The 13,540-nt window shown below is 67.6% G+C and carries 13 protein-coding genes; all 13 read left to right on the top strand.

Annotated elements, in window-relative coordinates:
• The first annotated feature begins 1 nt into the window (after nt 1).
• Entirely contained in the window at nt 2–1,270 is a 1,269-nt protein-coding gene (tyrS, locus tag H7K34_RS18780; protein ID WP_264063472.1) for a tyrosine--tRNA ligase, read from the top strand.
• A 435-nt stretch (nt 1,271–1,705) separates the two neighbouring features.
• On the top strand, nt 1,706–2,095 hold the full coding sequence (locus H7K34_RS18785; protein WP_372510789.1) for a DUF732 domain-containing protein: 390 nt from the start codon (nt 1,706–1,708) through the stop codon (nt 2,093–2,095).
• Nucleotides 2,096–2,162: 67 nt separating this feature from the next.
• Nucleotides 2,163–2,990 (top strand): tetratricopeptide repeat protein, encoded by an 828-nt coding sequence (locus H7K34_RS18790; RefSeq protein WP_264063474.1) that lies wholly within the window; start codon nt 2,163–2,165, stop codon nt 2,988–2,990.
• Nucleotides 2,991–3,008: 18 nt separating this feature from the next.
• The gene (locus H7K34_RS18795) at nt 3,009–4,025 is read left to right on the top strand and encodes an HAD-IIA family hydrolase (RefSeq protein ID WP_264063475.1); all 1,017 of its coding nucleotides are present in this window, start codon (nt 3,009–3,011) and stop codon (nt 4,023–4,025) included.
• Nucleotides 4,026–4,048: 23 nt separating this feature from the next.
• On the top strand, nt 4,049–4,243 hold the full coding sequence (locus H7K34_RS18800) for a hypothetical protein (RefSeq protein ID WP_264063476.1): 195 nt from the start codon (nt 4,049–4,051) through the stop codon (nt 4,241–4,243).
• An 8-nt stretch (nt 4,244–4,251) separates the two neighbouring features.
• Nucleotides 4,252–5,061, top strand: coding sequence for a TlyA family RNA methyltransferase (locus tag H7K34_RS18805; RefSeq protein WP_264063478.1), 810 nt, complete (start codon nt 4,252–4,254; stop codon nt 5,059–5,061).
• Nucleotides 5,058–5,978, top strand: coding sequence for an NAD kinase (locus H7K34_RS18810; RefSeq protein ID WP_264063479.1), 921 nt, complete (start codon nt 5,058–5,060; stop codon nt 5,976–5,978). The genes H7K34_RS18805 and H7K34_RS18810 overlap by 4 nt, the downstream gene beginning before the upstream one ends.
• Before the next feature lie 24 nt (nt 5,979–6,002).
• Nucleotides 6,003–7,748 carry a DNA repair protein RecN gene (recN, locus tag H7K34_RS18815; RefSeq protein ID WP_264063480.1) on the top strand — a complete coding sequence of 582 codons (1,746 nt, stop codon included), beginning with the start codon at nt 6,003–6,005 and terminating at the stop codon, nt 7,746–7,748.
• 113 nt (nt 7,749–7,861) lie between these two features.
• Entirely contained in the window at nt 7,862–9,043 is a 1,182-nt protein-coding gene (gene steA, locus H7K34_RS18820; protein WP_108923069.1) for a putative cytokinetic ring protein SteA, read from the top strand.
• A gap of 21 nt (nt 9,044–9,064) precedes the next feature.
• Complete coding sequence (locus H7K34_RS18825) at nt 9,065–10,009, top strand: copper transporter (RefSeq protein WP_264063482.1); 945 nt, start codon at nt 9,065–9,067, stop codon at nt 10,007–10,009.
• A 147-nt stretch (nt 10,010–10,156) separates the two neighbouring features.
• The gene (locus H7K34_RS18830; protein ID WP_264063483.1) at nt 10,157–11,908 is read left to right on the top strand and encodes a CTP synthase; all 1,752 of its coding nucleotides are present in this window, start codon (nt 10,157–10,159) and stop codon (nt 11,906–11,908) included.
• On the top strand, nt 11,901–12,533 hold the full coding sequence (locus tag H7K34_RS18835) for an NUDIX domain-containing protein (RefSeq protein ID WP_264063485.1): 633 nt from the start codon (nt 11,901–11,903) through the stop codon (nt 12,531–12,533). Before H7K34_RS18830 ends, H7K34_RS18835 begins: the two co-directional genes overlap by 8 nt.
• Nucleotides 12,530–13,474: a site-specific tyrosine recombinase XerD gene (gene xerD / locus H7K34_RS18840; protein WP_264063487.1), complete on the top strand. Its 945-nt coding sequence runs from the start codon at nt 12,530–12,532 to the stop codon at nt 13,472–13,474. The genes H7K34_RS18835 and xerD overlap by 4 nt, the downstream gene beginning before the upstream one ends.
• Nucleotides 13,475–13,540 lie beyond the last annotated feature (66 nt).

Consider the following 13,540-nt stretch of genomic DNA (forward strand, 5'->3'; position numbering starts at 1 on the left):
CATGATCCTCGACGAGCTGGGCTGGCGTGGGCTGATCGCGCAGTCCACCGATCTAGACGCCCTGGCCGCCGAAGCGCAGCGCGGACCGATGACGGTCTATGCCGGCTTTGACCCGACCGCGCCGAGCTTGCACGCGGGGCATCTGGTGCCGCTGCTGGCGCTGCGCCGCTTTCAGCGCGCCGGCCACCGCCCGATCGTGCTCGCGGGCGGTGCCACCGGCATGATCGGGGACCCGCGCGAGGTGGGCGAGCGCAGTCTGCACGAGGCCAACATCGTCGCCGAATGGACCGAGCGGATTGGCGGTCAGCTGGAACGCTTCGTCGATTTCGACGACTCACCCACCGGCGCGATCGTCGCCAACAACCTCGAGTGGACGAGCCAGATGTCGGCGATCGAGTTCCTGCGGGATCTCGGTAAGCACTTCTCGGTCAACGTGATGCTGGATCGCGACACCATCCGGCGGCGGCTCGACGGCGACGGCATCTCCTACACCGAGTTCAGCTACACGCTTCTGCAGGCCAACGACTACGTCGAATTGCGCCAGCGCCACGGCTGTGCGCTGCAGATCGGCGGCTCGGATCAGTGGGGCAACATCATCGCCGGTGTTCGCCTGGTACGGCAAAAGCTCGGGGCGACGGTGCACGCGCTGACCGTCCCGCTGGTGACGTCAGCCGACGGCACCAAGTTCGGCAAGTCCACCGGCGGCGGCAACGTATGGCTGGACCCCCAGCTGACCAGTCCGTATGCCTGGTACCAGTACTTCGTCAACACCGCCGACGCCGACGTGATCCGCTACCTGCGATGGTTCACCTTCTTGTCCGCCGACGAGCTGGCCGAATTGGAACAAGCCACCGCCGAGCGTCCGCAACAGCGTGCCGCCCAACGGCGGCTGGCCACCGAACTCACCGTGTTGGTGCACGGCGAGCAGGCGACCGCGGCGGTCGAGCACGCGAGCAAGGCGCTCTTTGGTCAGGGCGAGTTGGATCGCCTCGACGAGGCGACGCTGGCCGCGGCGCTACGCGAGACGTCGATTGCCGAGCTCAAACCTGGTGTTCCCGGTGGGATCGTCGACCTGTTGGTCGCGAGCGGCCTGTCGGCGAGCAAGGGCGCCGCACGGCGCACGATCGGCGAAGGTGGCGTGTCGGTCAACAACATTCGGGTCGACAGCGACGAATGGGCCGCGCAGGACTCGGATTTCCTGTACGGCCGGTGGCTTGTTTTGCGTCGCGGCAAGAGGAACATCGCCGGCATCGAAAGGGTAAGTGGCTGAGGATTTCAGCGGGGATCTCGCCATTATCGGAGGGGATGCCGATATGAGGAGGGGAGGCCTCGTTGGAAGGAGTGGCGAGATCCCCGCTGTGAAGACCAGTTTTCCGGGATTCGCGGCTCGCTGGTATCCCACAACCGGCTGAATTACCGCTGGAAATCCCGTGTCCCCCGATCGGGGGACAGCATCCACCCGGTGGGCGGCCGTCGGTAGTGTCAAATTGCTTGTACGCCAATGTAATTCGTGGCCACGTCTCGATCGGCGGCTGCAGTGGGCACTCGCCGGCGCAGCATGCTCCACCCGGAACTGTCAACAAGTTCGGAGCAAAACGCGGTGGTGCACAAACTTTTACCTTGCCGTGCCCTAAACGTGACACTCGTTGGCCACTGTAGTCACAGTGATTTTGCGCAGCCACCAAACAATCGACGAGAGCGAGAGATGACGGCGCAATCAATGACGTACCAATGGACCTTACGAGCCGGCGGCCCGACGAAGGCCTTCGGCTTTGTCACGTTGACCGCGGCTCTAGTCGCCACAGCGGCGACGATGGCGGCCCCCATCCGCGCCGATATAGCGGGCAACGCCTTCCTGTCGGCGCTGACCAATGCCGGCATCGCCGTCACCCAGCCGGCTACGACGCTGGCGCAGGGCCAATCGGTCTGTCCGATGCTGGTCCAGCCGGGTAGGTCGTTCGATTCTGTCGTCTCGCAAATGGCCGCCGGCAACGGAATGACCGAGAAAAACGCGGGCATATTCACGATCCTGGCGATCGGGACGTTCTGCCCTTCGATGATTGCGCCGTTGATACCGGACCGGTTCAAGGCGTAGCGAGACCCCCGGTTGGGTGTCCGTATCCTCTTCAGGAGGACGCGAGCAATTGAGGTGAACGACACGAGTGGTCGACGACAGGCAGCGCAACAACGGCGAACGACGCCCGCGCTCGGGGTCTGGGGGCACACCCAAACGTGGGCCGCGAACCGCGCATGAGGCACCTCGGTCGTCGGGACCGGGCCGGGCGCGCCAGGCCCAGCCGCGCAGCGGCGACGGTGAGCGCGTGGCGGACGCCGGGCCCCCGATACCGCCCGGGGTGGACGCCAAACAGCTGGCCCCCGAAATCCGCGGTGAACTGAGCACCCTGGACCGCGCGACCGCCGAGGCGGTGGCGCGCCACCTGGTCGCGGCGGGTGAGCTGATGGACGAAGACCCGGAGGCCGCACTCAACCACGCCCGCGCCGCCCGGGCTCGGTCCAGCCGAATCGCGGCTATTCGCGAGGCTGTCGGGATCGCCGCCTACCGCTACGGCGATTGGGCTCAGGCGCTGGCCGAATTGCGCGCCGCCCGCCGGATGGGCAGCAAGTCCGCACTGCTCGCGCTGATCGCGGATTGCGAACGCGGCCTTGGCCGTCCGGAACGGGCCATCGAACTGGCTCGCGGCGACGAGGCGACCCAGCTCACCGGTGACGACGCCGACGAGCTGCGCATCGTGGTCGCCGGCGCCCGCGCCGATCTCGGGCAGCTCGAGCAGGCGCTGAGCGTGTTGTGCACGCCGCAACTCGCCCCGGGTGGCAGCGGTCCGACGGCCGCCCGGTTGTATTACGCCTACGCCGACACCCTGCTGGCGCTCGGCCGCAACGACGAAGCCCTGAAATGGTTCTTGCATTCCGCGGCCGCCGACGTCGACGGGGTCACCGACGCCGAAGACCGGGTCAGCGAGCTGGGCTGACAGGCAGGATCGAATTAAGTGAATAGCATTGCGCAGGAATACGATTGCCTGCTCATCGACCTGGACGGCACAGTATTTCGCGGCCACAGCGCCACCGATGGGGCGGTGCAGACGCTCGACGAGGTGGGCAGCCGCAAGCTGTTCGTCACCAACAACGCCTCGCGCAGCGCCGACGAAGTAGCGGCGCATCTGCGTAACCTGGGCTTCACCGCCACCGACGACGACATCGTCACCAGCGCCCAAAGTGCTGCCCGTCTGCTTGCCGGTGAGCTGCCACCGGATTCACCCGTGCTGATCGTCGGCACCGACTCGCTGGCCAACGAAATCGCCGCCGTCGGACTGCGTCCGGTGCGTGGTTTCGACGACAACCCCGTCGCCGTCGTTCAAGGTCTCTCGATGACCATCGGCTGGTCCGATCTGGCCGAGGCCGCACTGGCTATCCGGGCGGGCGCACTGTGGGTGGCGTCCAACATCGATCCCACCCTGCCCACCGAGCGGGGTCTGTTGCCCGGCAACGGATCACTGGTGGCTGCCCTGCGGGCGGCGACCGGCGCCGAACCCAAGGTGGCCGGAAAGCCGGCCCCGACGCTGCTCAACGATGCGGTTGCGCGTGGCGACTATCGCGCGCCACTGGTGATCGGCGACCGGCTGGATACCGACATCGAGGGCGCCAACGCCGCCAAGTTCCCCAGCCTGATGGTGCTGACCGGGGTCAGCAGCGCGCGGGACGCCGTGTACGCCAAACCCGAGCAGCGGCCCACCTATATCGGCCACGACCTGCGCGCGCTGCACCAGGACGGCAACCTGCTGGCGGTGGGGCCGCAGCCCGGCTGGACGACCGATGTCGCAGATGGCGCCGTGACGGTCAGCGGCGACGGCGATGACGGGGACGGGCTGTCGATCGTGCGCGCCGTGGCCAGCGCGGTCTGGGGCGCCCAATCCGCCGATTTCCAGGGGCAGCCGGCCCGCATCCGGCCCGGCGGCGACCGGGCCCGCGACGCGCTCGAGCGCTGGTCTCTCGTGCACGCGGACTAGCCGATGACTACCGTAGAACAGCAATGAATATCGATCCTGAACAGATTCGCGCCGACATCGACGCCCTGCTGGCACAGCTACCCGACCTGGCCGACCTGGAAAACGGGGACAACGAGGCTCGGGAATTCAAGCTCGCCGAGCTCGAAGACATCGCACGCCGGCTTTCCGAGGCACATGACGTGCTGCTGGCCGCGCTGGAGTCGGCGGAGAAGGGCTGAGTGCGGGCATGGCACGGCGCGCCCGCATTGACGCCGAGCTGGTGCGGCGCGGCCTCGCGCGATCCCGTCAACAGGCCGCCGAGTTGATCGGCGCCGGCAAGGTCAGCATCGACGGCATGCCCGCGGTCAAGCCCGGCACCGCCGTGGCCGTCACCGCGGCATTAGCCGTCGCCGACGATGGCGAACGCCGGTGGGTGTCACGCGGAGCGCACAAACTCATCGGCGCCCTCGACGCCTTCGGGATTCTCGTCGACGGCCGGCGCTGCCTGGACGCCGGCGCGTCGACCGGCGGCTTCACCGAAGTTCTGCTGGATCGGGGAGCCGCCGAAGTCGTGGCCGCCGACGTGGGATACGGCCAGTTGGCCTGGTCACTGCGCTCGGACCCGCGGGTGATCGTGGTCGAGCGCACCAACGCTCGCGACCTGTCGCCCGAGGCGATCGGCGGGCGTGTCGACCTCATCGTGGCTGACCTGTCGTTTATCTCGTTCACCACGGTGTTGCCCGCGCTGGCTGGTTGCGCGGGCCCCGGCGCAGATATCGTTCCCATGGTGAAGCCGCAGTTTGAGGTGGGGAAGGGCCAGGTCGGTGCTGGCGGGGTCGTTCACGACCCCGGATTGCGCGCCGACTCGGTGCTGGCAGTCGCGCGACGGGCCGCAGAATTGGGCTGGCACACCGTCGATGTCACGGCCAGTCCGCTGCCGGGTCCGTCGGGCAATGTCGAGTACTTCCTGCGGTTGCGCGCCGAAACCGATCGGGGGCTGTCGGGCGACGGGCTGGTCGACGCGGTGCAGCGTGCGGTAGCGCAGGGCCCACAATGACCGCCGAACGCACCGTCCTGCTGGTCGTGCACACCGGACGCGAGGAAGCGACCGAGACCGCGCGCCGCGTTCAGAAGGTGTTGAGCGACAACGGAATTTCACTACGGGTCCTGTCCGCCGACGCGGTCGACCGGGGTCCCCTGCCGATATCGCCCGACGACATGCGGGCGATCGGCGAGGTCCAGGTGGTCGACGCCGAGCCCAACGCGGCGGACGGCTGCGAGCTGGTGTTGGTGCTCGGCGGCGACGGCACCTTCTTGCGTGCGGCGGAACTCGCCCGCAACGCCGGCATTCCGGTGTTGGGTATCAACCTGGGCCGCATCGGCTTTCTGGCCGAGGCTGAGGCGGAGGCCATCGATCGGGTGCTGGAACATGTAGTCGCGCAGGACTACCGGGTGGAGGAGCGCCTGACGCTCGACGTCGCCGTGCGCCACCGCGGACGAGTCATCGATAAGGGCTGGGCGCTCAACGAGGCCAGCCTGGAAAAGGGCCCGCGGCTGGGAGTGCTGGGCGTGGTCGTCGAAATCGAAGGACGACCGGTCTCGACCTTCGGCTGCGACGGGGTGCTGGTGTCCACGCCGACCGGATCGACCGCCTACGCGTTCTCCGCAGGCGGCCCGGTGTTGTGGCCGGACCTCGAGGCAATTCTGGTGGTGCCCAACAATGCTCACGCATTGTTCGGCCGGCCGATGGTCACCAGCCCGGATGCCGCTATCGCGATCGAGATCGAGGCAAGCGGCAACGACGCCATGGTGTTCTGCGACGGCCGCCGCGAAATGGTGCTGCCCGCCGGCGGACGGCTCGAGGTGAGACGCTGCGGCACCGCGGTGAAATGGGCACGCCTGGACAGCGCCCCGTTCACCGACCGCCTGGTGCGTAAGTTCCGGTTGCCCGTGACCGGTTGGTGCGGAAAGTAACGGCGCCGCAGCGGTGCTGACGCAATGCTGACCGAAATCCGCATCGACTCCCTGGGTGCGATCAGCTCCGCGGTCGGGGAGTTCGACCGCGGCCTGACCGTGCTGACCGGCGAGACCGGCACCGGCAAGACGATGGTGGTCACCGGCCTGCACCTGCTCGGCGGTGCGCGCGCCGACGCCAACCGGGTGCGGTCGGGCTCCGAACGTGCGGTCGTCGAAGGCCGTTTCACCACAACCGATCTCAATGACGCAGTGGTCGCGCAGCTGGATGAGATGCTGGACGCCTCGGGCGGGGAGCGTGACGAGGACGGCAGCGTGATCGCGCTGCGCTCGGTTAGCCGGGACGGACCGTCGCGAGCCTATCTCGGCGGCCGTAGCGTGCCTGCGAAGTCGTTGGGCGACTTCACGACCGGGCTGCTCACCCTGCACGGGCAGAACGACCAGCTGCGGCTGATGCGGCCCGAGGAACAACGCGGCGCGCTGGACCGGTTCGCGAAGGCCGGTACCGCGCTGGAGCGTTACCGCAAACTGCGCGACGCCTGGTTGTCGGCGCGGCGCGAGCTGTTCGACCGCCGCAATCGCATGCGGGAACTCACCCTGGAGGCCGACCGGCTGAGTTTTGCGCTCAATGAGATCGACGCCGTGGACCCGCAACCCGGTGAGGACGACGCCCTGATCGCCGACGTCGTGCGGCTCTCCGAGCTGGACACGCTGCGCGAAGCCGCGGCCAGGGCTCGCGCGGCGCTGTCGACCGAAGAACTGTCGGGGGGCAGCGCGGCCGACGGCCTGGGGCGGGCCAGGGCCGCACTGGAATCCACCGACGACGCCAAGCTGCAGGCGCTGGCCGAACAGGTCCGCGTGGCGCAGACCGTGGTCGACGACGCGGCCCAGGAACTCGGCAGCTACTTGGAAGAGTTGCCCGTCGATGCCAGCGCGCTGGAGTCCAAGCTGGATCGCCAAGCCGAGCTGCGGACGCTGACCCGCAAGTACGCCGCGGACATCGACGGGGTGCTGCAGTGGGCGGCCGAATCACGCGAGCGGCTTGCCCAGCTCGACGTGTCGGAGGAGGGGCTTGCGGCACTGCAGCGCCGCGCCGACGAGCTTGCCGGTGAACTGTCGCAAGCCGCGGTTGATCTCAGCAAGTGTCGACGCAAGGCGGCCAAGCGGTTGGCGAAAGAGGTGACCGCGGAGCTGTCCGGGCTGGCGATGGCGGATGCCGAATTCACCATCGAGGTGAGCACCGATATCACCACCGACACCGACGACCCGGCCGCGCTCGTGCTGGCCTCCGGCGAGCTGGCCCGGGCCGGCAGTGACGGCATCGACGAGGTCGAGTTCGGGTTCGCCGCACACCGCGGCATGACGGTGCTGCCCCTGGCGAAGAGCGCCTCCGGGGGCGAGCTGTCCCGGGTGATGCTGGCTCTCGAGGTGGTGCTGGCTGCGTCGGCGGCGGGCACCACGATGGTGTTCGACGAGGTCGACGCCGGCGTCGGGGGCCGTGCCGCCGTCCAGATCGGCCGGCGGTTGGCGCGGTTGGCGCGCACCCATCAGGTCATCGTGGTTACCCACTTGCCGCAGGTCGCTGCGTACGCCGACGTACATCTGGTGGTGCATCCGGCCGGGCCCAGGGGGACCAGTGTGGTGCGCCGCGTGCTGGACGACGAGCGGGTGGCCGAGCTGGCGCGGATGCTGGCCGGGCTGGGCGAATCCGACAGCGGCCGTGCCCACGCCCGGGAGCTCCTCGACGGCGCCCAGAACGATGAGATTTAACCGAGGCGGACTTTTTATCAGCCTGTGACAGATGTGACTCTAGAAAACTTCTGAGGCAGATGTTACGGCGCGCCTCCACCCCCCAGCCGTTCATCGCGGACAGAATCGCCCCCATGAAGATGTCAGGGCTGCTAACACGCAATGCTTCACGGCCGGGTCTGACCGGCACCGCACGGGTGGATCGCAACATCGACCGCCTGCTGCGTCGGGTCTGCCCCGGTGACATCGTCGTGCTCGACGTCCTGGATCTGGATCGGATCACCGCCGAGGCGTTGGTGGAAGCCGACATCGCCGCCGTCGTCAATGCCTCGCCGTCGGTCTCCGGCCGCTACCCGAACATGGGCCCGGAGGTATTGGTCAACAACGGCGTGACCCTGATCGACGAGACCGGACCGGACATCTTCAAGAAGGTCAAGGACGGCGCCAAGATTCGCCTGCATGAAGGCGGGGTGTACGCAGGCGAACGTCGGCTGATCCGCGGCACCGAGCGCACCGACCATGACATCGCCGATTTGATGCGCGAGGCCAAGAGCGGCCTGGCCGCCCACCTGGAGGCGTTCGCCGGCAACACAATCGAGTTCATCAAGAGCGAGAGCCCGCTGCTGATCGACGGAATCGGCATTCCCGACGTCGACCTCGACATGCGCCGCCGCCACGTGGTGATCGTCGCCGACGAGGACAGCGCCACCGACGATCTGCGCTCCCTGAAGCCGTTCATCAAGGAGTACCAGCCGGTGCTGATCGGCGTGGGCAGCGGCGCGGATGTACTGCGCAAGGCGGGCTACCGGCCGCAGCTCATCGTTGGTGACCCCGAGCAGATCAGCACCGAGGCCCTCAAGTGTGGTGCCCACGTGGTGCTGCCGGCCGACGCCGACGGCCACGCGCCCGGCTTGGAACGCATTCAGGACCTCGGGGTCGGGGCGATGACCTTCCCGGCCGCGGGCTCGGCCGTGGACCTGGCTCTACTGCTGGCCGACCACCACGGCGCGGCGCTGCTCGTGACCGCCGGACACACCGCCAACATCGAGACATTCTTCGATCGGACGCGAACCCAGAGCAACCCGTCGACGTTCCTGACCAGGCTTCGGGTCGGGGAGAAGGTGGTCGACGCCAAGGCGGTCGCCACGCTCTACCGCAACCACATATCGGGTGGTGCCATCGCGCTGCTGGCGCTGACGATGCTGATCGCCGTGATTGTGGCGCTGTGGGTGTCGCGCACCGACGGCGTGGTGCTGCATTGGATCACCGACTACTGGAATCACTTCACCCTCTGGATTCAGCACCTGATCACCTAGTCATTGTCAGGACGTACGCACATGATCTCGTTACGCCAACATGCCTTCTCGCTTGCCGCGGTCTTTCTCGCGTTAGCCGTCGGCGTCGTGCTGGGTTCGGGCTTCTTGTCCGACACTCTGCTGTCCAGCCTGCGTGCCGAGAAGCAGAACCTCTACTCGCAGATCAACGGGCTCAACGACCAGAAGAACGTTCTGAACGAAAAGCTCAGCGCGGCAAACAATTTCGACAACCAGCTGGTTGGCCGGATCGTGCACGACGCGCTGGCGGGCAAGTCGGTCGTCGTCTTCCGCACGCCGGACGCCAAGGACGACGACGTCGCGGCGGTCTCGAAGATCGCCGGCCAGGCTGGCGCGACCGTCACCGGGACAGTGTCACTAACCCAGGAGTTCGTCGACGCCAACTCCGCGGAGAAACTGCGGACAGTGGTGAATTCGTCCGTGCTGCCTGCCGGACAACAGTTGAGCACCAAACTCGTCGACCAGGGTTCGCAGGCCGGCGACCTGTTGGGCCTGGCCCTGCTGATCAACGCGAACCCGGCGATCCCGCCCGTCGATGATGCGCAGCGCGACAGCGTGCTGGCGGCGCTGCGCGACACCGGCTTCGTCACCTATACGCCCGGCGACCACCCGGGAGCGGCCAACGCCGCCCTGATCGTGACCGGCGGCGCGCTGCCGCAAGATGCCGGCAATCAAGGCGTCAGCGTGGCCCGCTTCGGCGCGGCGCTGGCGCCACACGGCTCGGGCACCTTGCTGGCCGGGCGGGACGGATCGTCGACGAGAGGTGCCGCGGTCGCAGTGGCGCGCGCCGACGGTGGCATCAACTCCGCGATCAGCACCGTCGACGACGTCGACGTCGCGCCCGGGCGCATCACAGCGATTCTCGGCCTGCATGACCTGCTCAATGGCGGTCATGTCGGGCAGTACGGCACCGGCCACGGCGCCACCTCGATCACCGTCCCGCAATAGCACGCCCGGCAGCGGCCGCCCGTTGCCGGGCGTGTTAGCCGCGGCGCGGGGTCGCTGGTGTTAGGGTTGATTTCCGTGGGTCGGCAGGCCCAGCTCGTTAAAAAGCTAGAGAAAATGACGCCCTGCCCGTCTTCACGGAGGCCGCCTGTGCGTAAGCACCCGCAAACCGCCACTAAGCATCTCTTCGTCAGCGGTGGGGTTGCTTCCTCGCTCGGCAAAGGGTTGACCGCTAGCAGCCTTGGCCAGCTACTGACTGCCCGTGGATTGCATGTGACGATGCAAAAGCTCGACCCGTATCTCAACGTGGACCCGGGCACCATGAACCCGTTCCAGCACGGCGAGGTCTTCGTCACCGAGGACGGCGCCGAGACCGACCTCGACGTCGGCCACTACGAACGGTTCCTGGATCGCAACCTGTCCGGCTCGGCGAATGTCACTACCGGGCAGGTGTATTCAACCGTCATCGCCAAGGAACGCCGCGGCGAATATCTCGGCGACACCGTGCAGGTGATTCCGCACATCACTGACGAGATCAAGCGCCGCATCCTGGCGATGGCCGAACCGGACGCCGGCGGTCACCGTCCCGACGTCGTCATCACCGAGATCGGCGGCACCGTCGGCGACATCGAATCGCAGCCGTTTCTGGAGGCGGCCCGCCAGGTTCGCCACTACCTGGGCCGCGAGAACGTCTTCTTCCTGCACGTGTCGCTGGTGCCCTATCTGGCGCCGTCGGGCGAACTCAAGACCAAGCCCACCCAGCACTCGGTGGCCGCACTGCGCAGCATCGGTATCAGCCCCGACGCGCTGATCCTGCGCTGTGACCGCGACGTCCCCGAGGCCTTGAAAAACAAAATCGCGCTGATGTGTGACGTCGACGTGGACGGCGTCATCTCCACCCCGGACGCGCCCTCCATCTACGACATCCCCAAGGTGCTGCACCGCGAGGAACTGGACGCGTTTGTGGTGCGCCGGCTCAACCTGCCCTTCCGCGACGTCGACTGGACGCAGTGGAACGACCTGCTGCGCAGGGTTCACGAGCCACACGAAACCGTACGAATTGCCTTGGTAGGCAAGTACGTTGATCTGTCCGACGCATATCTCTCGGTGACCGAGGCGTTGCGCGCCGGCGGGTTCCGGCATCACGCGAAGGTCGAGATGGTGTGGGTGCCCTCCGACGACTGCGAGAGCGCCGCGGGTGCCGCGTCGGCGCTGGCCGATGTGCACGGTGTGCTGATCCCCGGCGGGTTCGGCATCCGTGGCATCGAGGGGAAGATCGGCGCTATCCGCTATGCCCGGTCACGTGGGCTGCCGGTGCTGGGGCTGTGCCTCGGGCTGCAGTGCATCGTGATCGAAGCCGCACGCTCGGTCGGCATCGCCGAGGCCAACTCGGCCGAGTTCGAGCCGTCCACACCCGATCCCGTCATCTCCACGATGTCCGATCAGGAACAGATTGTCGCCGGCGAAGCCGACCTCGGCGGCACCATGCGGTTGGGGGCCTACCCCGCGGTGCTCGAGCCGGATTCGATTGTGGCGCAGGCATATGGGGCCACTCAGGTGTCCGAGCGGCACCGGCACCGCTACGAGGTCAACAACGCCTACCGTGACCGGATCGGCGAGAGTGGGTTGCGGTTCTCCGGGACTTCGCCCGACGGTCATCTGGTGGAGTTCGTCGAATACCCGTCGGACATCCACCCGTTCATCGTCGGCACCCAGGCCCACCCCGAACTGAAGAGCCGGCCTACCCGGCCGCACCCATTGTTCGTGGCTTTCGTCGGCGCGGCGATCGACTACAAAGAGGGCGAGCTGCTTCCGGTGGAAATCCCCGAGCACACGTCCAACGGCAACCAGCATCGAGACAGTGCCGAGCGGTCAATTCGCGAACCCGCCACCCGTGGCTGAACACGTCTTCGAGACGGTGTCAAGCGAAACGCTGTACACCGGAAACATTTTCGCGCTGCGCCGCGACCAGGTGCGGATGCCCGGCGGCAACGTCGTCGCGCGAGAGGTCGTCGAGCACTATGGCGCGGTAGCCGTCGTGGCGATGAAGGATGACCACAGCATCGCGATGGTTTATCAGTACCGGCACTCCTTCGGCCGGCGTTTGTGGGAGTTGCCGGCGGGTCTGCTCGACATCGCGGGCGAGCCACCGCACCTATCGGCCGCACGCGAACTCGAGGAGGAGGTCGGCCTGCGGGCCGACACCTGGCAGCTGCTCATCGACGTCGACACCGCGCCCGGGTACAGCGACGAGTCGGTGCGGGTTTACCTGGCCACTGGGCTGACCGAGGTGCAGCGCCCCGAGTCACATGACGAAGAAGCCGACATGACGATGCGCTGGGTCCCTATCGAAGAGGCGGCGGGCCTGGCTTTCAACGGGGAGGTCGTCAATTCGATTGCCGTGGCAGGGATTCTGGCCGCCCACGCCGTTACGACGGGTTTCGTGCGGCCCCGGCCGGTGGACACCCCGTGGCAGGACAAGCCCGGGGCTTTCGCCGCTCACAAAGCGGGCCGGGCCGCGCAATGACAAGTGCGCTCACGCTCGATATGCAATTGCAGGGCTATCTTGATCACCTGACCATCGAGCGCGGGGTAGCGGCCAACACACTCAGCTCCTATCGGCGCGACCTGCGCCGCTACTCGAAGCACCTGGCGGACCGCGGGATTCACGATCTGGCCAAGGTCGCCGAAGACGACGTCAGCGAGTTTCTGGTGGCGCTGCGCCGCGGCGATCCCGATTCCGGGACGGTTGGTTTGTCGGCGGTGTCGGCGGCGCGGGCGCTGATCGCGGTGCGCGGCCTGCACCGGTTCGCCGCCGCCGAGGGCCTTGCCGAATTGGATGTCGCGCGTGCGGTGCGGCCGCCGACGCCGGGGCGGCGGCTCCCCAAAAGCCTCACTATCGACGAGGTGCTGGCACTGCTGGAGGGCGCAGGCGGTGAGAGCCCGTCGGACGGCCCGCTGACACTGCGCAATCGGGCGCTGCTCGAACTGTTGTATTCCACCGGAGCGCGGATCTCCGAAGCCGTCGGACTCGACGTCGACGACATCGATACCGAGGCCAGGTCGGTGTTGCTGCGCGGCAAGGGCGGCAAGCAGCGGCTCGTCCCAATCGGGCGCCCCGCCGTGCAGGCGCTGGATTCCTACCTGGTGCGCGGACGCTCGGAGCTGGCTCGGCGGGGCCGCGGCACGGCGGCCATCTTCCTCAACGCCCGGGGCGGGCGGCTGTCACGGCAGAGCGCCTGGCAGGTGCTGCAGGACGCCGCCGAGCGTGCCGGGATCACCTCGGGCGTGTCGCCGCACATGCTGCGGCACTCGTTTGCCACCCATCTGCTGGAGGGCGGCGCCGACGTGCGGGTCGTGCAGGAGCTGCTCGGCCATGCCTCGGTGACGACGACGCAGATCTACACGCTGGTCACCGTGCACGCGCTGCGCGAAGTGTGGGCCGGCGCCCACCCCCGCGCCCAATAGTTCTGCGCGGCGCTACCGCGACATCGACGCTAGCGCGACGACACGCCGCAGCGGAGCACGGTGGCG

It is taken from the genome of Mycobacterium montefiorense (genome assembly GCF_025823255.1).
GTDB classification, from domain to species: domain Bacteria; phylum Actinomycetota; class Actinomycetes; order Mycobacteriales; family Mycobacteriaceae; genus Mycobacterium; species Mycobacterium montefiorense.